Source organism: Ruegeria sp. BJ3 (assembly GCF_056535665.1).
This window is the reverse complement of the sequence record NZ_JBQFIT010000001.1, coordinates 1121949-1144607: the sequence shown is the minus strand read 5'-3', so window position 1 is coordinate 1144607 and position 22659 is coordinate 1121949. Positions and strand designations below refer to the sequence as shown.

The following is a 22659-nucleotide window of genomic DNA, read 5'->3' as shown; positions in this document are numbered from 1 at the left end:
CTTTGACGGCCTGTCAACCCCCAAGTTTTGACGAAATCGCCAATTGAGCGGCAGCCAGCCGAGCGACCGGGACTCGGAAGGGTGAACAGGACACATAATCGAACCCCAAATCCCGACAAAGGGCGATTGATTCGGGGTTGCCGCCATGTTCACCACAGACCGAAAGCGTGACATCGGGCCGAGCTGTACGCCCCCGCTCCGAGCCCAGCTTGAGCAGTTCGCCGACCCCATCGGCGTCCAGAACATGGAACGGATCCTCGGTGAACACCCCCTGCCGAACATAGGCTGACATGAAGCGTCCCGCGTCGTCGCGTGACAGACCATAGGTCATCTGCGTCAGGTCATTGGTGCCGAAACTCAGGAACGAGGCATGAGGAGCGATTTCCTCGGCGCGCAAACAGGCCCGGGGCGTTTCGACCATCACACCCAACCGGTATTCGAACTCCTGACCACGCTCGGCCGCAACGGCTGCGGCAACCGTGTCCACCCGCGCCTTGATCAGTTCGACCTCGCGCTTGGCCGAAACCAGCGGAATCATGACCTCGGGCACCACCGGCGCGCCATTTTTGCTGGCTTCGAGCGTCGCCTCGAAGATCGCGCGGGCTTGCATGTCATAGATCTCGGGCACCGTGATACCAAGGCGTACGCCCCGCAACCCCAGCATGGGGTTGTATTCGCTCATTTCGTCCACCCGACGCTCCACATCCGAAACCGGAAGATCCAGCGCTTCGGCCAGTTCGCGCTGCCCGCTGCGCGTGGTCGGCAGAAACTCGTGCAGAGGCGGATCGAACAGTCGGATGCAGACGGGCTGCCCTTCCATGATCCGGAAAAGCTGCACAAAATCATCGCGTTGCATCGGAAGCAACCGCTCCAGAACCGCCGCGCGTCCCGATGAAGTCTGAGCGAAAATCATCTCGCGCATCACGATCAGACGACCGGGGTCGAAAAACATATGCTCGGTTCGGCACAACCCGATCCCCTGCGCCTGGAAGTTCCGCGCAGCCTGCGCGTCGGCAGGAGTGTCGGCGTTGGCACGAATTGATATGTCACGCTCGGCGTCGGCCCAGCTCATCAAAGTCTGAAAACAGTCATCCAGTGCAGCTTCGAGCATCGCCGGCTCGCCCCCCAACACCTGGCCCGAGCTTCCGTCAATCGTCAGAATGTCGCCTGTGGTGAAAACGCGGCCGTCCGGAACGGTAAGCTGCTTTTTCTTGGTCTGGAACCGCATCTCGGACGCGCCGACGATACAGGGCAGCCCCAGCCCGCGCCCGATCACGGCCGCATGGCTGGTCATGCCACCCTTTTCGGTCAGTACGGCGACCGCGGCGTGCATGCCGCGCACATCCTCGGGCGAGGTTTCACGGCGCACCAGAATGCAGGGCTCGCCGCGCGCCGCGCTGGCCTGTGCCTCGGCCGAAGTGAACACGATCCGGCCGGTGGCCGCCCCGGGACTGGCCCCGATACCCGTGGTCAGCACGTCACGCTTGGCCTCGGGATGCACCTGACGGTGCAGCAACTCATTCAGAGAATGCGGGTCGATCCGCATGACGGCTTCCTGCGGGGTGATGATGCCATCCTCGGCCAATCGAACAGCGATCCGCATGGCGGCGCGGGCGCTGCGCTGAACGCGGACCCCGTCCAGAATATGCACCTTGCCGTTTTCGATCACGAATTCGACCTGCATCTCTTCGCGCAATTTGCGCCGCATCAACGCCGCATGGGCCTTAAGGTCGGCAAAGGCCTGAGGCGCAACATCCTCGAGCGCCTGCCCGCGCGGGTCTTTTTCAAGATAGAGGGCCGCAACCCCCTCGCCCAGCGCATCACGCCCCTGGCTTTGGCTCAGGTAGCGGCCTGTGATCTGCGGCATGCCGGTCGAGGAATCCACCAGCTGCAACACCCCCGATCCGCATTCGCCCTGACCGACGCCCGGGATCATCTCCTGAATGACAAGGCCCAACCCGGCATCCGCCGGAGCGCCCTTGGCTTGCCGCAACAGGCGGGCGGACGTACCGTCCCACGCCCGCGCCATCGAGCGCAGGACCGCCAGCAACTGCTCGCCGCGATCCTGGGGGAACGCTTCGTCGGTTTCGTCTTCATAGGCGCGCAGGGTCTGGCGCAGGCCTTCGCGGCCATCGGCTTCGATGTCGTCGAAAACATCCGCGTCCAGACGCGCGACGTGAATCGCATAGCTTTGGACGAACCGCAGATACAGTGCGGCGGCGGCCTCGGGACCCATCTTGTCGGACAATTCCACGAAACGGGCATCGTTCATCCCGATGTTCAGAACCGCGCCGGGGCCACCCCAGTCAGGGTCCTCGGAACTGGGGCGCACGCACAGCAACGCCGATGCGTCGAACTGTTCAAGTATAGCTTCGATTGCCGGGATATCGCCGTCAGCGATCCGCCGCACCTGATCGAAGGACAGGGCCACCGTACGCGGTACGGGAAGGTCCAACCGCACGAGGCGCTGCAGACATTTCGCCCGGCCGCCATGGGTGTCGGCGGCGACAGGAGCATCAGGAGTGATGAGCGTGGTATGCGGATTATTCTGCACTGCGGCACCTTTTGGTTTCACCGCAGCATAAGCGCCCCAGCCTTCCGCGCAAGGGCCTTGTGGGCGCGCCAGAGCGCGCCCTTTGGGTCAGCCTTCGATCTTGGTCAGGTCCGCGACGCTCGAGCAGATCTGGCGGATCTGGCTCAGCAGATTCAGGCGGTTGCGGCGCAGCACGGCATTGTCGGAATTGACCTGCACGTCCTCGAAAAACGCGTCGATGGGCCCGCGCAGCGCGGCCATGGCCGCCATCGCCGCCGGGAAATCCTCGGCCTTGAGTGCCGGTGCAATCTTGGCCTGTGCCTGATCCAGTGCGGCGAACAGGGCCTTTTCGCTGTCGGTATCGGCGAATTTCAGGTCGGCACCGAACGAGTATTCGACCCCGTCCTTCTCCTCGGCCTGGGTCAGGATGTTGTTGGCGCGCTTGAACCCCTGCACCAGATTTTCGCCATCTTCGGTCGCGATCACCGTATTCAACGCGCGGGCGCGTTTGACCAGCAGGTTCAGGTCGTCATTGCCGTCCATCGCGATACAGGCGTCGATCACGTCGTGGCGAATGCCCTCGTCACGTAGGAAGACCTTGAGGCGGTCGTGGAAGAAGGTCAGCAGATCCTCCGACGCATCGGGCACCTTCCGTTCAAGATGCATAAAGTCCGTCACTTGGTGTTTCCCGGCCTCGTCGCCCGCAAGCTTCTCCTTCACCGTGCGGAACGCCGCTCCGAAAACACCGTGATCGGCGATTTCATCCAACAGCTCTGCGACATGCTCGTCGTGCAAGGCCTCGTTCGAAGCCGCTTCGGCCCGAACCAGTTGCGCGTCGAAGAAACGGTCGAGCTTCAGTCGCAGATCATTGTTCAGGATCAATCGGGTCACCCCCAACGCCGCGCGGCGCAGCGCGAACGGGTCTTTCGAGCCGGTGGGCTTTTCGTCGATCGCCCAGAATCCAGTCAGCGTGTCCAGCTTGTCGGCCAGCGCCACGGTCACCGAGAGCGGCGCGGTCGGCACGTCATCCGACGGGCCCAGCGGCGAGTAATGCTCCTGCGCCACGGCGGCCACGGCGGCGTCTTCACCAGCGGCCTCGATGTAATACCGCCCCATAAGCCCCTGAAGTTCGGGGAATTCATAGACCATTTCCGAACTCAGATCGGCCTTGGCCAGCCGCGCGGCTTTCTCGGCCTGGTCCGGGTCGGCGCCCGTCACCGGGGCCAGTTCGCGGGCCAGTGCGGCGATGCGGTCGATCCGCTGCGCCTGGGTGCCCAGCTTGTTGTGGAAGGTCACGTTCTCAAGCGCGCGGGTCCATTGCGTGATGTCGGCCTTGGCGACGCGCAGGTCGTTCTCCCAAAAGAATTTCGCATCGGCCAGACGCGCCGACAGCACCTTCTGGTTTCCGGCCAGAATGGTAGCGCCATTGTCGGTGGTCTCGCGGTTGGCCACGGTGATGAACCGCTCGATCCGCCCCGTCTTGGGATTGCGGACCGAGAAGAATTTCTGGTGCTCTTTCATCGAGGTCTGCAGTACCTCGGGCGGCAGGTCCAGGAATTCATCGTCGATCTGCCCCATCAGCACCACCGGCCATTCGACCAGCCCGGCCACCTCGGCCAGCAAGCCCTTGTCCTCGACCACCTCCAGACCGGCGGCAAAGGCCATGTTCTGTGCGTCGTTCCAGATGTGCTCGGCCCGTTCCTCGGGCGACAGCACGACAAAGGCGCGTTTCAGCTTGGCGGCGTAGTCCTCGAACCCGGTCACGGCAAACCGGCCCGGCGTCATGAAGCGGTGGCCCTCGGTGGTGTCACCGGCGGTGATCCCGTCGACCTCCATCGGCACGACCTGCGCGCCGCTTTCATCGCTGAGGATGCACAGGATCGAATGCAGCGGCCGCACCCAGCGCAGGGCCCCGCTGCCCCAGCGCATGGATTTCGGCCAGGGGAAGTTGCGGATCGTGTCGGCCAGAACCTCGGCCACGATCTCGGCCGCCGGGCGCCCCGGTTTCTCGATGGTGGCAAAATAGACCGCGCCCTTGGGCGTCTCGCGCTCTTCCAATTGGTCGCGGCTGATCCCAGCGCCACGCAAGAAGCCTTCGATGGCTTTTTCGGGCGCGCCGACCTTGGGGCCCTTGCGTTCCTCGCGGATGGTGGGGCTTTCGGCCAGCAGCCCCTCGATCGCCAGCGTCAGGCGGCGCGGCGTGGTCAGGGCGTGGGCATGGGCATAGGTCAGACCGGCCTCGACCAGACCGTCGGTGATCCGTTTTTTCAGATCCTCGCCGGCGCGGGTCTGCATGCGCGCGGGGATTTCCTCGGAAAACAGTTCGATCAGCAGGTCGGGCATTTTCGATCCTTAGAAATAGACGATCGTCTGGATGACGATGGCATTGGCGATATCCACGAAGAATGCGGATACAAGGGGGAGCACAATAAAGGCAATAGGCGAAGGCCCGTATCGCTTGGTTACGGCGGTCATATTGGCAATTGCGGTCGGTGTCGCGCCCAGCGCGAAGCCGCCGAACCCCGCCGCCAGGACGGCTGCGCGGTAATTGGCGCCCATGACCGGGAACAGAACCCAGATCACGAAAGCCACTGCAAACAACGTCTGCGCCGTCATGATCACCACGATGGACAGGCCCAGATCGGCGATGGTCCACAGCTGCAGGCTCATCAGCGACATGGCCAGAAACGCGCCCAGCGCGAATTCCGAGATCAGCGCCAGCGACGGTGTGCGCGACACCGGCGCGGCGCGCGGGGCCAGCAGCGGGCGTAGGTTGCCAATTACGATGCCCATGATCAGGCAAGGCACGAACAGCGGCAGTTTCAAACCCGCGGCCAGGATCACCTCGGACAGAGCATAGCCCGCGATGATGGCTATGTTCAGGTACAGCAGCACCCGCATCACCGTCAGGTGGTCGATCTTCGCGGCCGCGTCTGACGGCTCGTCGGGTACGCCGATCGTGTGTTCCTCGTCCGGTCGGTTTGGCGTCAGGTCGCGCCCTTCGATCAACAGACGCGCGATGGGGCCTCCGACCAGTGCAGCCAGAACAAGCCCGAGGGTCGCAACGGCCACCCCCAGTTCGGTCGCACCCTCAAGCCCGGTCACCTGCCCGACCTCGGGCGCCCAGGCGATGGCGGTGCCATGGCCGCCGATCAGGGCGGCCGACCCGAACAGAACGCCGGCCTGCGCCGGATAGCCGAAGGCCGCCGCCCCCGCTGCGCCGATCAGGTTCTGCGCCACGATCGTCACCAACGTCAGGATCAGCAGCAGCACCAGTGGCTTTCCGCCTGCGATCAGGTCGGACAGCCGGGCGTTCAGGCCGATCCCGGCAAAGAACAGCACCAGCAGGAAATCCCGCGCGGTCAGGTCGAACTCCAGTTCCATCCCGAACAACAGATAAAGCGTCAGAACCACCAGCGAGGCCAACAGACCTCCGGTCACGGGTTCGGGAATGTTGAATCGGCGCAGAACCTCGGCGCGGGCGTTGATCTCGGCGCCCATCAGGTAGACGGCAAAGCCCAGCGTTGCCGTCAGAAATCCGGGGATTTCAACGATGAACCCCATCCCGCCCACTCAGTTTTCCGGTCGTGGCGGGCACTCTTCGCCGACAACCGTTCCGTCATAGGCCTTTTCGCCGCAGTTGTTCAGGGCATGCCAGGCAAAGCCCGAGCCGTCCTGCGTCACCGCGACGATCCGATCAACGCCGTAGTGGATGTTCTTGACCCCTATGAACGCGCGGGCGGATCCGTTCGCCAACGCCTTGGCCAGAGCAGCCGCATCATAGCAGTCGAACCAACCCGGGGCCGTCAGCGGCTCGGCCTTTTCGGCGCTCATGTAGCGGACGGCCAGCTGTTCCGGCTTCAGATCTGTCTGGAAACACGCCCGATACCGGATCGGAGAGCTGTCGGCGTCGATCGCCTGAAACGCGCTGTAGGCTATGGGCACAGGTTGGCCGGTCGCGGTTTCGGTCAGAACAACATCCTGACCGGGTGAGGGTTCGACCTCGTAGTAGTAGCCGTAGACCTGCAGGTAATACATGCTGACGCCAGCGATGACGGCGCAAGCGACCAACAGAATTGCCAGCATTTTCCCGGTCATGCGCGATCCTCCTGTGGGGTGCGACAGGCCATCAGGCCTCAAAACCTGCGGCTTCGGTCTGCACGAAGGCATCGGCGCATTGCTTGGCCAGCGCGCGCACCCGCCCGATATAGGCCTGCCGCTCGGTCACCGAAATCACGCCGCGCGCGTCCAGGAGGTTGAAGATATGGCTGGCCTTGATGCACTGGTCATAAGCAGGATGCGCCATGATGATGCGCTTGCCCGTTTTGGGGTCAACGTTTTCCTGGCTCAGGATCGCGGCGCATTCTTCCTCGGCCTCTTCGAAGTGGCGCAACAGAACCTCGGTGTTGGCCACGTCAAAGTTCCAACGGGCGTATTCCTCTTCGGTTTGCTTGAAGATGTCGCCATATGTCAGCGGGCTGGGTGATTGCGGGTCGTTGAAGGGCATGTCCATTACGTGGTCGATGCCCAGCACATACATCGCCAGACGTTCCAGACCATATGTCAGCTCGCCCGAGACAGGCGCGCAGTCATGGCCGCCGACCTGCTGGAAATAGGTAAACTGGCTGACTTCCATGCCGTCGCACCAGACCTCCCATCCCAGGCCCCATGCGCCCAGGGTGGGGCTTTCCCAGTCATCCTCGACGAAACGGATGTCGTGCAGGTCCATGTCGATGCCGATGGCCTGAAGGCTGCCCAAATACAGCTCCTGCAGGTCCGGAGGGCTGGGTTTGATCAGCACTTGGTACTGATAGTAATGCTGCAAGCGGTTGGGGTTCTCGCCATAGCGCCCATCGGTCGGACGGCGCGACGGCTGAACGTAGGCCGCAGCCCAGGGTTTGGACCCCAGAGCCCGCAGGGTGGTTGCAGGGTGGAATGTACCGGCACCGACCTCCATGTCGTATGGCTGCAGGATGGCACAGCCCTTCGAGGCCCAGTAGTTCTGAAGCCGCAGGATGATTTCCTGAAATGAACGTGGTGCGCTGGACGGTTCGGTCATGACATTCCCTTTGGGCGCGGATTTGCCCGGTTTCGGTCGGTTTTGCCCTTCCTATGCAAGGGGCCAAGGGGCGTCAACGGGCCAATGCCCGCCTGCTGTCACTGTGCCGCCACACCAGAAATTCCCCGTATCGTGGGCATAGCGTTTTCACCCCTGAATCGCGTAAGTTGAGGCAAAGCCAAAACACTGCATAAAACGGGCAGAAAATGACACGCATATTCGTTGCAATTCTTTTACTGATTACAGTCGGCATGCGCGCTGCGTATGCTCAACAGGGGGCTGACGCAGGCGTCTGGGTTCAGGTCGAAGCGCAGCCATCGCTGCGCGAGGCACAGGACCGGGCGCAAGTCTATGCCAATGCCCTGCCCGACGTGAACGGGTTCCGCCTGAACAGCGGCTGGTACGCCATAGTGATCGGCCCCTATCTGCGGGCCGACGCCGAGCAGGTGCTGCGCGTCTACCGGGCCGAACGGCAGATCCCCTCAGACAGTTTCATCACATTTTCAGGCGCCCTGGGGCAGCAGTTCTGGCCAATCGGCGCCAATGTCCTGAACCGCGGCGCAATCACAGCGCCCGTTCAGCCCGAGCCGCAGCCAGAGCAGCCTCAGGCCGGTCTGACACCGCAACCTTCGGACGAGACGAGATCACAGGCCCTGCAGTCCGAGCGGCTGCTGAGCGGACAGGAACGAAAAGACCTGCAAACCGCATTGCAGGCTGCCGGGTTCTACAGTTCGACCATTGACGGGGCATTCGGCCAAGGTACACGCCGGTCGATGGCGGAATGGCAGCGGTTCAACGGCTTTGAACCGACCGGTGTCCTGACGACGGCACAGCGCAAGGCTTTGATGGATGACTACAATGCCCCGCTGATCAGCGTCGGCATGGCGCGTCACGTCGATGATCGCGCCGGGATTTCCGTCGACCTGCCGCTTGGGGTAATTGCCTTCGACCGATACGAGGCGCCGTTCGCGCATTTCAATTCCAGCGGGGATCTGGACGCACGGGTCGTATTGATCAGCCAGGAGGGCAGCAAAACCACTTTGCGCGCGCTGTTCGAGGCGATGCAATCGCTTGAGATCGTGCCGCTGAACGGCCCGCGTGAGCTGCGTGGCGACAGGTTTACCATCGAAGGCCGCGGCAACGGGATCGTATCCTATACACAGGCCAATCTGAGCGACGGCAAGATCAAGGGCTTCACCCTTGTCTGGCCCGAAGGCGATGACGCACGCCGCGCCCGGGTTCTGGCCGCAATGACTGCCAGCTTTGAAACCACCGATGGTGTTCTTGATGCTGCGGCTGGCGCCAATGCCGAGCAAAGCATCGACTTGATGTCCGGTCTCCAACTCAGAAGGCCACGGTTGTCTCGGTCGGGCTTTTTTGCCGATCCCAACGGTCTGGTCCTGACCGTGGCCGAGGCTGTGCAGAACTGCACCCGCGTCACCCTTGAGGACGGTCAGGAACTGCAAACCGCGTGGAGCGATCCCGAACTGGGCGTGGCGGTCCTGCGCCCCAACAAAACGCTGGCACCGATGGCCGTTGCGGCCTTGAACGAAGCCCAGCCTCGCCTGCAATCTGAAGTGGCCGTCGCGGGATACTCATATGGGGGCGCTTTGGGGGCTCCGACCCTGACCTACGGCAAGATCGCCGATATCCGCGGGCTGAACGGAGAGGCCGGTGTGACCCGCCTGAGCCTGACCGCACAACCCGGAGACGCCGGCGGCCCAGTATTCGATGATCACGGCAACGTGGTCGGAATGCTGCTGCCTGCGCGGACCGAGGGGCGAACCCTGCCCCGCGATGTCAGCCTGGCTGCCGCGGCCGATCGCCTTCACGAGATCCTGTCAAAGGCCGGGGCAACGGCTCAGACCGCGCAGGAGACCGGGCAAGTTTCGCCTGACGAGTTGAACCGCCGCGCGACTGGCATGACCGTGCTGGTGAATTGCTGGGGTTGACCGAAAGTCACGAATAGAATTTGAGGGCGCCGCAGGACATTGCGGCGCCTTTTTTAGCCCTTCAAGATATCGGGCGTGACGTGCACAAGGGTCGGCACGGGCGCGTCAAAGGCCGCGCGAACGGCAGCCTGCATTTCAGGTAGCGAGTTCGGACCGGCCGACCGCGCACCGAAAGCCTCGGCCAGCTTGCAGAAATCAGGGTTGCGCGCGACAACCGCGTTCGGAGCAATCTGGCTGCCGACCATGCTGTCCTCGATCTCTTTCAGCTTGCCGTTGTCCCAAAGGATGATGGGCAGCGACAACCCCAGCTCGACCGCCGCACCCAGTTCCTGCATCGTATAGTGGAACCCGTAGTCACCCGCGATCACGGCAGTTGGCTTTCCGCGCCGCGCAACCGCGCCGCCGATCCCGGCCGGCAGTGCATAGCCCAGAGTGCCGAACCCGGTCGGGTGGTGCCAGTGGTATGGGCGCGCCATGTCCCAGACTTCTTTCGCGACATAGGCGAACTGGGTCATGTCGGAATAGATCATGGTGTCGGCGGGCATCGCTGCACGCAAGGCGTCGGCAACCGGCACGATACCCGGTCTTTCCGCGTCGACCTCGGCGCGCCAGCGCGCTCGGGCTTCGGCCACCTCTTCCGGCGACCAGCCGGTGGCCGGTTTGCAGTCTTGGGTCGCGGACCACAGTGAATGGGCAAAACTTTCGCCGTCGGCCTGCAGCTTGACCGCCGCCCGGTGCCGGTCGGCCAGCACCTCGGGGTCGAGGTCAACCCGCACCAAGGTCGCGTTGTGGCCCAACTGATCGCGCCAAAGGTCGACCTCACCCAATTCGGCACCGACCGCGATGACCAGATCGGCCGACCCAATCACCTCGGCACTGCCGGGTCGCGGCAAGGTCGCGCCGAAATCCAGGGTATAGCCGGTGCCGACCAACCCACGCCCTGCATAAGTGGTGAAACAGGCCGCACCGAGCTGAGACAGAATCTGGCGCCACAGGTTCGACCTCGACCCACCACCCAGTATGAACAGCGGCCGCCGTGCGATGTTCAGCAGCGACAGAACCGGCGAGATGTCCGGCGCCAGAGCCTTGACCCGCACCGCGTCCTGGTTTGGAAAAGGAGCGGGGTCGGCCTCGGCCACCAACTGCGCAATCGGGACCTGGATATGCTTGGGGCGCGGGCGTTTCAACGCGAACTCCTCAAAAGCGCGTTCGATCAGGCCATAGGCTGATTGCGCGTCGTTTGCCTGACAGGACCAGTCGGTCACGCATTCAGCGGCCGCGCGCTGATCTTTCATCTGGTGCAACTGGCCACGCTGCGCCTGAGTTTCGCCCAGACAGGACGACAGAACCAGCATCGGAACCGAGTCGGTATAGCTCTGCCCCATCGGCGTCATGACGTTGCACAGGCCAGGACCGGTGATCACGTAGGCGACGCCGGGCTTGCCCGTCGCCCTTGCATAACCGTCAGCCATGAAGCCCGCGCCTTGCTCATGCCGCGCCAGCACATGAGTAATGCCCGCTTCTTCGATTCCACGGTACATTTCCTGATTGTGCACACCGGGAATGCCGAAAATGACTTCGACCCCCCGATCCTTGAGCATGTGCGAGATTTGGGCGCCCAATGGTCTTTTCATCAGCCTCTCCAGAACCGAATGGTGAACAGGACATACACGGCCATCAGCTCCAGCCGGCCGGTCAGCATTCCGAAGGTCAGCAACCACTTGGCCGTGTCGTTCAGCCCGGCGAAATTCCCTGCGGGGCCGATCTGGTCACCCAAGCCGGGGCCAACATTGGCAAGCGCCGTCGCTGCACCGGATACTGCCGTGATGAAATCCAGACCAGTCAGCGCCAGCGCCCAGGACAACGCCCCCAGCGACAGCGCGAAGAACATGAAAAAGCTCATGACCGATGTCAGGACATCGCGGCTGATGGCGCGGCCATCATATTTGGGCACGAACACTCCGTGCGGAGACCGAATCCGGCTGATCTGAGCCTTGATGGAAGCAATCAGCAACTGATACCGGAAGATCTTGATGGAGCAGGCCGTCGAACCGGCGCAACCACCGATCAGGCCGATCATGAAGAACATCATGATCGGAAAACTGCCCCAGGTCATGTAATCGACACTGGCATAGCCGGTGCCGGAAATGATCGAGGTGATGTTGAACAGCGACTCGCGCACCGCCTGTTCCCAGTGATGCGGAAAGACCGATGTCAGAAAGACCGCCATGATCACCACCAGAACGGCAATCGTGGCCAGAAAGGCCCTGATCTGGCTGTCTTCCAGGATCGAGCCTGTCCGGCCGTTGACGAACTGCACATAGCGCACGAACGGCAGAGCAGCCAGGATCATGAATACGGACGCGGCGTATTCCGCGGGCCCCGAAAACGTTCCGAACGAAGCATCATAGTTCGAGAACCCGCCAGTGGACACGGTTGTGAACGCATGAACGACCGCGTCGAAAAAGTTCATGCCCAAACCGGCATACACCAAGGCGCAAGCTACGGTCAGGAAAACATAGATCAGCGAAATCTGGCCCGCGATCTCTTGCGCGCGCGGAAGGATTTTCCCCATGGTTTCAAACCCTTCCGAGCGGAAGATCTGCATACCGCCGACCTTGAGTTCGGGCAGGAAGACCATGGCCACGACGATGATGCCGATCCCGCCCAGCCATTGCAGCAAACCGCGCCACAAAAGCAGGCCACGCGGCAGATCATCCAACCCGGAAATAACGGTCGAACCGGTGGTGGTCAGCCCGGACATGGCTTCGAAATAGGCATCGACAAATCGCAGTTCGGTCTCACCGAACACGAAGGGGATTGCCCCGAAAAGCGGCAGCGCGACCCAGACGCCAGTGGTCAGCAAAAAGGTCTGACGGATGGTCAGCCCCTCGCCCACACCGTTCGAGCAGCTCATGGCCAGAACCACGCCGGTCAGGATCGTGATGACACCGCTTTCAAAGAAAACGTTCCACTCGCCCCGCCCCTCGATGATGTCCGCAAGCATCGGCAACAGCATGGTCGCCCCAAGTATGGCGACCAGCAAGCCAATCACATATCCGACCGGGCGAAGATCCATCATGACGGGCAGCGTTGGCGCGCTGGCCCGAAAGTGTCAAGCAGATGATCTGTGATCAGTCGTCCATTTTTTCAGCCACGGGCGGCATGGCCGGTGGCTTGGACGGCGCACGCGTGCGGCGCGTTGCCGGTTTCGGTGCCTCGGCGGGTTTGGTTGTTGCAGCCGCTACGGGCTTTTTGGCCTTGGCTTCTTCGGTTGAAGCCGCAGGTTTTGCCACGCTGGGCTTGGCCTTGGGCGTCACGGCCGTTGCGGGTTTCTCCGATGCGACCGGAGTGACGCGCTGTGCAGGGGTGGCCGTTGCGACGGGCTGCGACGGTTTTTGAGCCGTTGCAGGCGGCGTTTTGGGCTTGGCTGTGGCCTTCGCGTCCGGTTTCGGTGCGGCTTTTGCGGGTGCCTTCGGCTTCGGAGCCGGCTTTGCGACCGTCTTGGCCTTGGCCCGGACAACAGGTTTCGCCTTCTTCGCGGCGGGTTTGGCCGTGGTTCGCGCCACCGGTTTCTTGGCCGACTTCACGGCCGGCTTCGTTGGTTCGGTGACCGACGCAACCGGGATCGGGAACACGGTTTGAGCAAATGCCTGCATCATTTTCATCTGGCTGGTCACGGCATAGCCGGCCAGACGCACGGCGGCGGCCTGCAGCTCAAGCTGTTGGGCAATGGGATTCATTCCAAGTCTCTCCTGTAGCAATGAAGCAGCCCGATTTCCGAGGTAGAAAAGCCCTTGCCGTTCCGATCGCGCGGACGGACGAAGGTGTATTGCAGTCCAAGGCGTAACACGTCCCGGCTTCCTTTCGGGGTGGTGCGCCACATCTGACATGGCGCGCCACAGCTGCATTCATCTTCAATGTATGCAAATAATCGCGCGCATGCAGCATTTTCCGCTGCATTGCGGCAAAAAGGCGCCTACCGCCCAATATACGCCGGTTTTCGCGGCGTTTTTTGGGTCAGCCGACGTGGAACAGCGTCGTGAACAGGCGCGGGTCCAGACTGGTGGACGCAAATGTCGGCCCCTCGGTCAGAATCGACACCGCATCGTGGCTGTGCAGACTTTCCTGATGGCTGGCGATGACGCGGAAGTCACCCACGTGATGATCGGCCAGCAGCTCGGCACAGAACAGACGCGCGGCGTCTTCGACAAAGATGGGGTTGGCGGCGTTCAGCTCAGCAAAGGCCTGTTCGTCTTCGCGCTTGACCATCACCTGGGTTTCGGTGGGGACGGCACGGCGGCACAGGGCGATCAGATCCTCGAACCACAGGCAATCGGCGTCACAATCGACCACGACCGAAATGCGCGCCACGGAACGCTGCGAATGCGGCGTCGCAAGCTGTCCGCGCACCGACCGGGCGTGTTCGCTGAGTTCCAGCGAGCATGGGCAGGTCGAAGAATAGACATAGTCGAGATGCATGATCTTCTGACGCACGCCGCCCTGTTCGACCAGTTCAAGCGCGATGTCGTAATACTGATATCCCTCAAGACCCGAACGCAGGCTTTTGACCCGATCGGGATAGGAGAAGCGCATCTGAAGCCTTGCATCGAAACTGTCGAGGTCGGTCAGATAATCGCTTAGGGCGGATTCCATCACCTCGAAACTGAACGTACGCTCGGCATGCTTGTAGAAGGACCGCATGATCCGGGACATGTTGATGCCCTTTTTCTCGGCTTCGAGGCTGACGGTGCCCGTAACCGAGGTTTCCAGCGTCAGGTCCGGACCGTTCTTGCTGTGAAACCGGATCGGCAGGCGGAAATTCGAGATGCCCACATGCTGGATCTGCTGTTTCGCACCGCGGATCAGGCTGGACGGGCCGTTCTGGAGATCGGGCAACGCAGATTTGTAGGCTTCGTCAACTTTGAAGTCTTCGGGGTATTCACGTGACATCGCAGGGTAGTTGTCCGGCATCAACCCTGGCACCAAGCGCGCAACCGCCGGATCAAGCTGGCTGATCTCGGCCACGCTGGCGCCCTTTGCCCATTTCCGCAAGACCTTGAGAGCCTCAGCGGCCTCGTCCCGATCAGGTTTTTCGTCAATGTCGCGCGAATGAATGTTCATTGGCTGCGTATCCTCGGTGTGTCGTCAGGCCATCTCTGACTGCGGCGGAAACCACAGTGTAACCCAATACGGGTGAGATAGCAGCCCGGATCGAAAAAACCATCGCAAAACCGCCATTTCCGAACGGATTGCGCCCTTTTATCCGGACGACATTGCGCGGTTGCCGATGTGTTCAATGGCGCGTGTGCGCCGTCACACCGCAGCAGCCGACAATGCCTGCCGAATATCCTCCAGCAGATCGTCAGCATCTTCGAGCCCGACAGAAAAGCGGATCAAACCGGGCGTGATGCCCAATTCGTCTTTCTGCGCATCGCTCAACCGCTGGTGCGTGGTCGTTGCGGGATGGGTTGCGATGGACTTGGCATCGCCCAGATTGTTCGAGATCACCGGGATCGTCAGCGCGTTCAAGAACCGGAAGGCCGCGTCCTTGCCCCCCTTGATGGCCAGCGACAAGACCGTACCGCCCTTGCCCCCCAGCTGGCTCTGCACCAGAGCGTTCTGGGCATGAGATTTCAGGCCCGGATACATGATCCGCTCCAGCGCCGGGTGCCCCTCCAGCGCCTCGGCGAGCTTCTGCGCCGTCTCGGCCTGGGCATTGACCCGCAGCGCCAACGTTTCCAGCCCCTTGAGCATGATCCAGGCGTTGAACGGGCTGAGCGCGCCGCCGGTGTGTTTCAGGTAAGGCTCTACCGTGCCGCGGATGAATTCCTTGGTTCCAAGAATCACGCCGCCCAGCGCGCGGCCCTGCCCGTCGATATGCTTGGTGGCCGAGTAAACCACCACATCCGCGCCCTGCGCGATCGCCTGCGAGAACACCGGGGTCGAGAACACGTTGTCGACGATCACGGTGGCCCCCACCGCATGGGCCAGTTCTGCCACCGCGCGAATGTCGATGACTTCGAGCGTGGGGTTCGACATGGATTCGAAGAACACGGCCTTGGTGTCGGGCCGGATCGCGGCCTTCCATTGGTCCAGGTCGGTGCCGTCGACGAAGGTCACCTCGACACCATAGCGGGTCAGAATATTCTCCAGAATGTACAGGCAGGACCCAAACAGGGCCTTGGCTGAAACCACGTGATCGCCCGCCTTCAGCATCGAGGTCAGCGCCCCGTTCACGGCCGCCATACCGGACGCCGTCGCAAAACCATCTTCGGCCCCCTCAAGCGCAGCGATGCGCTGCTCGAACATCGCAACCGTCGGGTTGCCATAACGGGCATAGATGAACTCGTCCGGGCCAGTCTCGATGAACCGAGCTTCGGCCTGCTCGGCGGAGTCGTAGACGAACCCCTGCGTCAGGAAAATCGCTTCGCTGACTTCGTTGTACTGGCTGCGACGGATACCGCCGTGGACGGCTTGGGTGCGTTTGTTCCAGCTTTCGCTCATGTCTTTACCTTTCGGCCCCGAAACCCGAGGGCAAATCAAAAAAACCCCAGACGCGGTCAAGCGAAAGGGGTCTTTCATCCTGACCTTTTAGCGGTGTTGTTTAGCGTGGCCCGCAATCCGGTAACAAATCGCCACGTGGTTTCTGGATTGCGCATACGCCTCGGGCGCGCGGGCGTCAAGCCGCGACATCCACCGCGCACTTGCCCTTTGCGGCGAATGGCTCATGATCGTCTCGCAAAACGGAGGCCCCATGACACACCCGATCGACCTGTATTTCTGGCCCACGCCAAATGGCTGGAAAGTATCCATTGCCCTTGAGGAGATGGGGCTGCCCTACCAGACACACCTCATAAACATCGGCAAAGGTGATCAGTTCGCGCCCGAGTTTCTGGAAATTTCGCCCAACAACCGGATGCCGGCGATCGTCGACCCAGACGGCCCGGATGGCACACCGATCTCGGTTTTCGAAAGCGGCGCGATCCTGATGTATCTGGCCCGCAAGACCGGCCGGTTCTACGGATCGACCGAGCGTGACCGGATCGCGGTCGAGGAATGGCTGATGTGGCAGATGGGTGGCGTCGGACCGATGGCCGGTCAGGCACACCACTTTCTGAAATATGCCCCCCAGTTGGACCCGCCGCAGGACCTGCCCTATGCCAAGGACCGCTACCGCACCGAGGTTGCGCGCCTGTACGGCGTTCTGGACCGGCGCCTTGCCGACAACGAATATGTTGCCGGCGACTTTTTTTCGATCGCCGATATGTCGATTTGGGGCTGGGCCAGCCTGTGGGAGGGTCAGCAGCAGACGCTGGAGGACAAACCCCACTTTGCCCGGTGGCTGGAAACCGTGGGAGCCCGCCCCGGAGTTCAGGCGGGACGTGCCCTGCATGCCGAGCTGCGCGGAGATCATCGCAGCAAAGACGCGCAGAACGTTCTGTTCAAACGGTAGCGTTCACCAAATGCTGAAATCTCAGGCAACTCGGAGCGTATCGCACCTCTTTGTGCATCAAAGCCCTGACGAGAGTTGAATTGCGCGTTGGCCGTTCTGTAACTACAAGCGGTAACAAGGAGTTAAGGTTTGGCGACATTTAATTTCACGGTGCCGATCTATGGGTTCGACCAATGGAGAGGCGCATCGACGAACAACACTGTCGGCTATCCCGTCGGAACGACCTTTTCCTTGAATGCTGGTGCCGCACTGACCGTGATCAACGTCAAGGATGACGACGGCACGGCCAGCCAGCTGTTTTCGGACGGTTACATAGACACGCCCGGGGACGGCTCATCGCCCAGTACGGCCAACAACGACCAGGTTTTGAGCCAGGCGGTGACGATCAACGGAAAGACCTTTCAGCCCGGCGATCAGGTCGAGCTCGAATTCGGTTTTACGACAACCTCCGGCGACACGTTCTGGGTCATTCGCATCGACGGTGTAAATGTCGGCATCAGCGGTCCCGTCCTGCCGACTCCCGGTACGACCTATGAGGTTGCCGGCAGCAGTGATGGTCAGGCATCGCCGATTTCGAATGTCCCATGCTTTACCGCCGGCACATTGATCACCACCAAGGACGGGACAACAAGGATCGAAAACTTGTCGGTCGGAGATCTGGTTTTGACCTACGCTGGCAGCTATCAGCCGATCCGCTGGATCGGGCGCCGTGAACTGGACAGCGTCGACCTCTCCGCCAATCCGAAACTGGTTCCGATCCGGATCGCCGCCGGCGCGCTCGGCGCAGGGCTGCCAACACAGGACCTGACCGTTTCACCCCAGCACCGCATTCTGGTGCGGTCAAAGATCGCGCAACGCATGTTCAACACCAACGAGGTGCTGGTTTCGGCCAAGTCGCTGCTGCCGCTGGACGGTATTGACCGGGTCTGTGACAAGGAAACCGTTTGCTATTTCCACCTTCTTTTCGACACGCATCAGGTCGTCTTTACCAACGACACCCCAAGCGAAAGCCTGTTCGCCGGTCCCGAAGCGCTGAAATCCATCCCCGAGGCGGCTCGCGCCGAGATATTGGCCCTGTTCCCCGAGCTTGAGGACCCCGGCTTTGAACCGCGGCCAGCCGCCCTGATCCCAAAGGGTCACAAGCAGCGCGGTCTGATTTCGCGTCACCTCAAGAACGGTCAAGCGCTGCTGGCCTGATCGTCATCGGGTATTTTCTGACCCGGGTCGGAGTGTGCGCGACATAGCGTCAGGTCTTTCGGCAGACGAACGTGGTCGCTGACAGTGGCATCGTCATGCCCTGCGGAGCAAAGGCGCGCTTCAATTCAGAGAACATCCGCGCCGCCACGTCCGTGGGATCCACGCCGCCGCGCTCTCGTATTTCATCAACCAACGGGTTGCCAAAAACCAGAGCGTGGGCAAAGGCTTCCGGGTTGACGATGGTCTTCGTCAGCCGGATCGTTTCGTGTTGGATATCCGTCCAGCCTGCGGCCCTCAGATCGGCCCGGACAGCCTCGGGGTCACCATAGTGAAACGGTACCTTGTAGAATCCCGGCGGATCCTGCGGAAAGAAATATGCGCCCACATCGTGCGCGACCTGCGAGAACGGATTCTCGGACATCGAGCTCCACACGTTGAAAACATAGCGCCCACCCGGTCTGAGCACCCGCGCCGCCTCATGGAACGAAGCGGGTTTGTCGGGAAAGAACATGACCCCGAACTGGCAGGTAATCATGTCGAACGCGCCGTCTTCGAACGGCAGATCCATCGCGTTGACGACCGCGAACTCGACGCTATCCGCCGCCGTGAACTTGGCCTTTGCAACCTCCAGCATGGGCGCGTTCAGGTCCGAGATCAAAACTTGGGTCTCACTCGGCAGCACATCGCACAGCTTGCGGCTCAGGATCCCCGTGCCCGCAGCCAGTTCGATGGCCTTGGCCACCGGCTCTTCGGCGCAACGGGCGGCAAGTCTGTCCGCGTAGTCAGTGAAGATATTCGGACCCAACCCCGCGTCGTAATGACTTGGAATATTGCCTACGAAACCAGCCGAATTCGTCGACATCTGCGCTCCCCCCCGGCAACCGCATGATGCAAAAGACTAGCCGAAATTGCGCGTTTTGGCGAACTCATTGTGCTCTGCAGTCGGCTGAGGCCGACAGGCATCCGCCCCGTCACCCCGCACCAGCAGGTCCAGCATGCCCGAGATGTCCTCGATCTCTTCCGCGATCACATGGGTCACCGCATGGGCCCGCTGCATCCGCCCGGTCACCCGCAGCAACCGCCCCGAGATCACCGCCCGGCGGAACCGCTCATAGATCTTGCGCCAGACAATCACGTTCACGATGCCGGTCTCGTCTTCGAGCGTGATGAAGATCACCCCTTTGGCCGTACCAGGTCGCTGCCGCAGGATCACCAATCCCGCCACAGCAACCCGCGCACCCTCGGGCGGGTCGTCCAGTCGGTCGGCTGGAAGGCAGGCCGGTGGTCTGGGCCATGGGCGGCCCGAACTGGGCTGTGGTGTCGATGCGATACGCATGAGAACAAAAATAGAACAAATACCTTGAATGTCCAGATGCAGGGGACCGAAACCACAGCCAGAAAGGTCATGCGCTACGCGCGGCCGCAGCGCAGACCAATGTCACTTGGCGTCATGCGCGTTGAACGTGGCCAAACCTTCCCGCAGAACCGCCTTGGCCTTGGCCAGGTCATCCCCGTCCAACGCATCCAGCGCCCGCAAAACGTCACTGCGCAACCGCAGAGCCTTGGGGCCCGGTGCTCCGACCGGATGAAGCTCATCGTCATTCGCTGCTGCCAATGCACCATGGCTGATCCCGTCGATCACCTCCACGATTTTCGCCTGGCTTTCGCCAAACCACGCGGCAATGTCATGCTCGGCATCGCCCCGCTCGTTCATCCCAACCACAATCTTTGCGTCCTGAACCGTCAACGGCATCTGCTCACTCCCTTATCAAATCACGGTCACACGACCTGAACACAAATCCGTGCACGCAACAATCGAAACCGCTATCCGCGCCTCAACCTTTGATGGAACAAGCCGGCCAAACCATTGGGTTGCGGCGCGAACGCGTGGAATTTGGGCGACAATGACGGACCGTTTGCCCGATCACGCCCAGATTGGTCGCAAATGGCACTGGAAAGACCTAAATCCCTTGACTAATGAGGAACCTGAACACCGCAGAAGGAAGACGCGAGCAATGGCAAAGATCACCTATGTCGAGCATGGCGGCATCGAACACACAGTCGAGGTCGCCAACGGCCTGACCGTCATGGAAGGCGCCCGTGACAACAACATTCCCGGCATTGAGGCCGATTGCGGCGGCGCCTGCGCCTGCTCGACCTGTCACGTCTACATCCATCCCGATTGGGTCGAGAAACTGCCTGCCAAGGACGACATGGAAGAAGACATGCTGGACTTCGCCTACGAGCCCGACCCGGCCCGTTCGCGCCTGACCTGCCAGATCAAGGTGACGGACGAACTGGACGGGCTGGTCGTCCAGATGCCGGAAAAGCAGATCTGATGCGACGGCGCATGCCCCGCTCGTCCGGCGGCATGCGCTGCGGCTTCAAAGCGCCGCGTCCGGCGGTGCGCTTTTGGCCATGCCGCGTGCGCGGCGCGCTTATGGCTGCATGCCTGTGGCTGGCGGGTCCTGCCTTGGCTGCCGAAACCATAACGACCGCCCGCTACACGGATCCGACCACCCGCTATCCCCACGGCGTTCTGGGTGACCAGATCGAATGGGGTTCGATTGAACTCACGTTTTCAGATGGCAAACACCGCAGCTTTACGCTGCCCGATCATCTGGTCTTCGAAGACCTCGCGCCCCGCGTAATCGACGTCACGGGCGACGGGCTTCCAGAAGTCATCGCGGTGGAGAGTGACGCACGACAGGGCGCTCGGCTTGCCATCTACGGCCCGCAGGGCCGCATGGCGGCGACACCGCATATCGGCACCCGTTTCCGCTGGCTGGCCCCTGTCGGAGCAGCAGACCTGGATGGCGACGGAAATATCGAAATTGCCTATGTCGACCGCCCCCACCTGGCCAAGACCCTGCGCATCTGGCGCTTCTCAGACGGCCGACTGACGGAAATCGCCGCGCTCCCCGGCCTGACTAATCACCGGATCGGAGAGGATTTCATTTCAGGCGGCCTTCGTACCTGCAACGGCCAGCCTGAGTTGATCGTCGCCAGCAGCGATTGGCGCCGGATCATTGCTGTCCGCTACGATGGCGGCTGGAAAACCCAGGATATTGGCCCGTTGAAAAACCGACAAGCCCTTGTGAGCGCGCTGAACTGCTGATCCGGGGATTCATCTGGTCAAGAAATCCCGAGGTGAGGCCGTCGGCCGAGGCCCCTCTTACCTGCGGACCCTCAAACCGTCAAAGCGCCCGCCACCCGATATCGCGACGATAGAAGCCGCCCGGCCAATCGATGGCCTCGACCATCGCATAAGCGTTGTCACGCGCCTCTTGCAGTGTTGCTCCGCGCGCCGTCACGTTCAGAACCCGGCCCCCTGAGGCCATGACCTGCCCGTCCTGCGCTTTGGTGCCTGCGTGAAAAACCATATGGCTACTGTCCTCGGGCAAGTCATCCAGCCCGTTGATCACGCTGCCTTTTTCATATGCCCCAGGGTAGCCCTGCGCGGCCATCACCACGGTCAAGGCGTGATCGTCGGCCCAGTTGACCCGCACCTCGCCCAGCCGTCCCTCGGCCGCCGCGTGCATCAAGTCCAGCGCCTGCGCCCCCAGACGCATCATCAGTACCTGGCATTCCGGGTCGCCAAAGCGCACGTTGTATTCCACCAGCCTCGGCTGCCCGTCCTTGATCATCAGCCCGGCATACAGCACCCCCTGAAACGGCGTGCCGCGCCGGGCCATCTCGGCCATCGTCGGGCGCACGATCTGTTCCATCGCACGTTCTTCGACCTCGGGGCTCAGAACCGGTGCCGGAGAATAGGCCCCCATGCCGCCGGTGTTCAGGCCGGTATCGCCCTCGCCCACACGCTTGTGGTCCTGCGCGGTGCCGACCGACAGGATGTTCTCGCCGTCACACAGCACGAATAGCGAGGCTTCTTCGCCGTCCATGAACTCCTCGATCACCACCTCGGCCCCGGCCCCGCCGAAGGCGCCGCCGAACATGTCGTCCACGGCCTCCAGCGCGGTCGCCTCGTCCATCGCCACGATCACGCCCTTGCCCGCGGCCAGACCGTCGGCCTTGACCACGATCGGCGCACCCTGCTGGCGGATATAGGCCTTGGCCGGCTCGGCCTCGGTGAACCGGGCGTAGGCAGCGGTGGGCGCACCGGCCGCATCGCAGATTTCCTTGGTGAAACTTTTTGAGGCCTCCAGCCGCGCCGCCTCGGCCGAAGGGCCAAACACCAGGATGCCCGCCTCGCGCAGCCGGTCGGCCACCCCAGCGGCCAAGGGCGCCTCGGGGCCGACGATCACGAAATCAATCGCGTTTTCCTCGGCGAAACTGACCACCGCGCCGCCATTCTCTATATCCAGCGCCGCGCAATCGGCGATCTGCGCGATCCCGGCATTGCCCGGCGCCACGATCAGGCGGTCGCATTTGGGGTTCTGCATCACCGCCCAGGCCAGGCTATGTTCGCGCCCGCCGCTGCCGAGAATGAGGATGTTCATGA

The 22659-nt window shown here is 62.0% G+C and carries 19 protein-coding genes and 1 riboswitch; of the genes, 5 read left to right on the top strand and 14 right to left on the bottom strand.

Annotated elements, in window-relative coordinates; all coding sequences use genetic code 11:
• Nucleotides 1–13: 13 nt before the first annotated feature.
• The 5 genes from ACR3EL_RS05730 to ACR3EL_RS05710 form a co-directional block, all read right to left on the bottom strand.
• Nucleotides 14–2575, bottom strand: coding sequence for a putative PEP-binding protein (locus ACR3EL_RS05730; RefSeq protein WP_170337907.1), 2562 nt, complete (start codon nt 2573–2575; stop codon nt 14–16).
• Nucleotides 2576–2641: 66 nt separating this feature from the next.
• Nucleotides 2642–4876, bottom strand: a complete 2235-nt coding sequence (gene glyS / locus ACR3EL_RS05725; RefSeq protein WP_480720776.1) for a glycine--tRNA ligase subunit beta — start codon at nt 4874–4876, stop codon at nt 2642–2644.
• Nucleotides 4877–4885: 9 nt separating this feature from the next.
• Nucleotides 4886–6097 carry a sodium/glutamate symporter gene (gltS, locus tag ACR3EL_RS05720; protein WP_480720774.1) on the bottom strand — a complete coding sequence of 404 codons (1212 nt, stop codon included), beginning with the start codon at nt 6095–6097 and terminating at the stop codon, nt 4886–4888.
• A gap of 9 nt (nt 6098–6106) precedes the next feature.
• The gene (locus ACR3EL_RS05715; RefSeq protein WP_480720772.1) at nt 6107–6631 is read right to left on the bottom strand and encodes a DUF6446 family protein; all 525 of its coding nucleotides are present in this window, start codon (nt 6629–6631) and stop codon (nt 6107–6109) included.
• Between the two features lie 31 nt (nt 6632–6662).
• Entirely contained in the window at nt 6663–7592 is a 930-nt protein-coding gene (locus tag ACR3EL_RS05710; protein WP_093962505.1) for a glycine--tRNA ligase subunit alpha, read from the bottom strand.
• A gap of 206 nt (nt 7593–7798) precedes the next feature.
• Here ACR3EL_RS05710 and ACR3EL_RS05705 point away from each other — a divergent pair, with 206 nt between their 5' ends.
• Complete coding sequence (locus tag ACR3EL_RS05705; RefSeq protein ID WP_170337899.1) at nt 7799–9544, top strand: serine protease; 1746 nt, start codon at nt 7799–7801, stop codon at nt 9542–9544.
• A 53-nt stretch (nt 9545–9597) separates the two neighbouring features.
• Here the strand turns inward: ACR3EL_RS05705 and ACR3EL_RS05700 are convergent, their stop codons facing one another.
• The 5 genes from ACR3EL_RS05700 to metZ all read right to left on the bottom strand — a co-directional run bounded on the left by ACR3EL_RS05700 (nt 9598) and on the right by metZ (nt 16051).
• Nucleotides 9598–11178, bottom strand: coding sequence for a thiamine pyrophosphate-binding protein (locus ACR3EL_RS05700; protein WP_480720769.1), 1581 nt, complete (start codon nt 11176–11178; stop codon nt 9598–9600).
• Entirely contained in the window at nt 11178–12626 is a 1449-nt protein-coding gene (locus ACR3EL_RS05695) for a TrkH family potassium uptake protein (protein WP_093962508.1), read from the bottom strand. Before ACR3EL_RS05695 ends, ACR3EL_RS05700 begins: the two co-directional genes overlap by 1 nt.
• A gap of 52 nt (nt 12627–12678) precedes the next feature.
• On the bottom strand, nt 12679–13287 hold the full coding sequence (locus ACR3EL_RS05690) for a hypothetical protein (RefSeq protein ID WP_170337895.1): 609 nt from the start codon (nt 13285–13287) through the stop codon (nt 12679–12681).
• Between the two features lie 277 nt (nt 13288–13564).
• A complete protein-coding gene (gene folE2, locus ACR3EL_RS05685; RefSeq protein WP_093962510.1) occupies nt 13565–14668 on the bottom strand; it encodes a GTP cyclohydrolase FolE2 in 1104 nt (367 codons plus the stop codon).
• A 192-nt stretch (nt 14669–14860) separates the two neighbouring features.
• A complete protein-coding gene (gene metZ / locus ACR3EL_RS05680) occupies nt 14861–16051 on the bottom strand; it encodes an O-succinylhomoserine sulfhydrylase (RefSeq protein ID WP_093962511.1) in 1191 nt (396 codons plus the stop codon).
• 67 nt (nt 16052–16118) lie between these two features.
• Nucleotides 16119–16196: riboswitch (SAM riboswitch) on the bottom strand.
• 105 nt (nt 16197–16301) lie between these two features.
• Between metZ and ACR3EL_RS05675 the strand changes: the two genes are divergently transcribed.
• Both ACR3EL_RS05675 and ACR3EL_RS05670 read left to right on the top strand, forming a co-directional pair.
• Nucleotides 16302–17000 (top strand): glutathione S-transferase N-terminal domain-containing protein, encoded by a 699-nt coding sequence (locus ACR3EL_RS05675; RefSeq protein ID WP_170337891.1) that lies wholly within the window; start codon nt 16302–16304, stop codon nt 16998–17000.
• Between the two features lie 129 nt (nt 17001–17129).
• Nucleotides 17130–18197 (top strand): Hint domain-containing protein, encoded by a 1068-nt coding sequence (locus tag ACR3EL_RS05670; RefSeq protein WP_480720766.1) that lies wholly within the window; start codon nt 17130–17132, stop codon nt 18195–18197.
• Between the two features lie 49 nt (nt 18198–18246).
• Here ACR3EL_RS05670 and ACR3EL_RS05665 read toward each other — a convergent pair whose 3' ends face one another.
• The 3 genes from ACR3EL_RS05665 to ACR3EL_RS05655 form a co-directional block, all read right to left on the bottom strand.
• The gene (locus tag ACR3EL_RS05665; protein ID WP_170337889.1) at nt 18247–19059 is read right to left on the bottom strand and encodes a class I SAM-dependent methyltransferase; all 813 of its coding nucleotides are present in this window, start codon (nt 19057–19059) and stop codon (nt 18247–18249) included.
• Between the two features lie 36 nt (nt 19060–19095).
• Nucleotides 19096–19533, bottom strand: coding sequence for an OB-fold nucleic acid binding domain-containing protein (locus tag ACR3EL_RS05660; protein WP_093962512.1), 438 nt, complete (start codon nt 19531–19533; stop codon nt 19096–19098).
• Nucleotides 19534–19635: 102 nt separating this feature from the next.
• Nucleotides 19636–19950, bottom strand: a complete 315-nt coding sequence (locus ACR3EL_RS05655; RefSeq protein WP_093962513.1) for a hypothetical protein — start codon at nt 19948–19950, stop codon at nt 19636–19638.
• 262 nt (nt 19951–20212) lie between these two features.
• Here ACR3EL_RS05655 and ACR3EL_RS05650 point away from each other — a divergent pair, with 262 nt between their 5' ends.
• Both ACR3EL_RS05650 and ACR3EL_RS05645 read left to right on the top strand, forming a co-directional pair.
• A complete protein-coding gene (locus ACR3EL_RS05650) occupies nt 20213–20536 on the top strand; it encodes a 2Fe-2S iron-sulfur cluster-binding protein (protein WP_170337888.1) in 324 nt (107 codons plus the stop codon).
• A 32-nt stretch (nt 20537–20568) separates the two neighbouring features.
• The gene (locus ACR3EL_RS05645; RefSeq protein ID WP_437342515.1) at nt 20569–21315 is read left to right on the top strand and encodes an FG-GAP repeat domain-containing protein; all 747 of its coding nucleotides are present in this window, start codon (nt 20569–20571) and stop codon (nt 21313–21315) included.
• 79 nt (nt 21316–21394) lie between these two features.
• Here ACR3EL_RS05645 and purD read toward each other — a convergent pair whose 3' ends face one another.
• A complete protein-coding gene (purD, locus tag ACR3EL_RS05640) occupies nt 21395–22657 on the bottom strand; it encodes a phosphoribosylamine--glycine ligase (protein ID WP_170337886.1) in 1263 nt (420 codons plus the stop codon).
• Between the last annotated feature and the right edge of the window lie 2 nt (nt 22658–22659).

What these genes read in the sequence shown, in the direction of transcription:
- glyS (WP_480720776.1), bottom strand. Translation starts at nt 4,876, where the DNA reads ATGCCCGACCTGCTGATCGAACTGTTTTCCGAGGAAATCCCCGCGCGC.
- gltS (WP_480720774.1), bottom strand. Translation starts at nt 6,097, where the DNA reads ATGGGGTTCATCGTTGAAATCCCCGGATTTCTGACGGCAACGCTGGGC.
- ACR3EL_RS05715 (WP_480720772.1), bottom strand. Translation starts at nt 6,631, where the DNA reads ATGACCGGGAAAATGCTGGCAATTCTGTTGGTCGCTTGCGCCGTCATC.
- ACR3EL_RS05710 (WP_093962505.1), bottom strand. Translation starts at nt 7,592, where the DNA reads ATGACCGAACCGTCCAGCGCACCACGTTCATTTCAGGAAATCATCCTG.
- ACR3EL_RS05705 (WP_170337899.1), top strand. Translation starts at nt 7,799, where the DNA reads ATGACACGCATATTCGTTGCAATTCTTTTACTGATTACAGTCGGCATG.
- ACR3EL_RS05700 (WP_480720769.1), bottom strand. Translation starts at nt 11,178, where the DNA reads ATGAAAAGACCATTGGGCGCCCAAATCTCGCACATGCTCAAGGATCGG.
- ACR3EL_RS05695 (WP_093962508.1), bottom strand. Translation starts at nt 12,626, where the DNA reads ATGATGGATCTTCGCCCGGTCGGATATGTGATTGGCTTGCTGGTCGCC.
- ACR3EL_RS05690 (WP_170337895.1), bottom strand. Translation starts at nt 13,287, where the DNA reads ATGAATCCCATTGCCCAACAGCTTGAGCTGCAGGCCGCCGCCGTGCGT.
- folE2 (WP_093962510.1), bottom strand. Translation starts at nt 14,668, where the DNA reads ATGAACATTCATTCGCGCGACATTGACGAAAAACCTGATCGGGACGAG.
- metZ (WP_093962511.1), bottom strand. Translation starts at nt 16,051, where the DNA reads ATGAGCGAAAGCTGGAACAAACGCACCCAAGCCGTCCACGGCGGTATC.
- ACR3EL_RS05675 (WP_170337891.1), top strand. Translation starts at nt 16,302, where the DNA reads ATGACACACCCGATCGACCTGTATTTCTGGCCCACGCCAAATGGCTGG.
- ACR3EL_RS05665 (WP_170337889.1), bottom strand. Translation starts at nt 19,059, where the DNA reads ATGTCGACGAATTCGGCTGGTTTCGTAGGCAATATTCCAAGTCATTAC.
- ACR3EL_RS05660 (WP_093962512.1), bottom strand. Translation starts at nt 19,533, where the DNA reads ATGCGTATCGCATCGACACCACAGCCCAGTTCGGGCCGCCCATGGCCC.
- ACR3EL_RS05655 (WP_093962513.1), bottom strand. Translation starts at nt 19,950, where the DNA reads ATGCCGTTGACGGTTCAGGACGCAAAGATTGTGGTTGGGATGAACGAG.
- ACR3EL_RS05650 (WP_170337888.1), top strand. Translation starts at nt 20,213, where the DNA reads ATGGCAAAGATCACCTATGTCGAGCATGGCGGCATCGAACACACAGTC.
- ACR3EL_RS05645 (WP_437342515.1), top strand. Translation starts at nt 20,569, where the DNA reads ATGCGCTGCGGCTTCAAAGCGCCGCGTCCGGCGGTGCGCTTTTGGCCA.
- purD (WP_170337886.1), bottom strand. Translation starts at nt 22,657, where the DNA reads ATGAACATCCTCATTCTCGGCAGCGGCGGGCGCGAACATAGCCTGGCC.